We start from the raw sequence: 270 nt of genomic DNA on the forward strand, positions 1-270 counted from the left end.
TGGCGGCAGTGCAGGGTGCGACGGACGACGCGGTGGGGGACATCCGGGGCATTGCCACGGTGATCGAGCGGGTTAACGAGATCGCAGCGGCGGTGGCGGCGGCAGTCGAGGAACAGGGAGCCGCAACCGCCGAGATCGCCCGCAATGTTCAGCAGGCCTCGGTTGGGACGCAGGAAGTCTCCTCCAACATCGCCGGCGTGACCCGGGCGGCGTCCGAGGCCGGAGCGTCGGCGGGCCAGGTGCTTTCGGCAGCGGAGGTGTTGTCCGGCC

At 70.7% G+C, this 270-nt stretch carries 1 pseudogene; it reads left to right on the plus strand.

The features are described 5' to 3' along the window. Window positions 1-270, plus strand: a pseudogene (locus N826_RS44690) (hypothetical protein); the annotation flags it as partial.

Source organism: Skermanella aerolata KACC 11604 (assembly GCF_000936425.1).
GTDB lineage: Bacteria > Pseudomonadota > Alphaproteobacteria > Azospirillales > Azospirillaceae > Skermanella > Skermanella aerolata.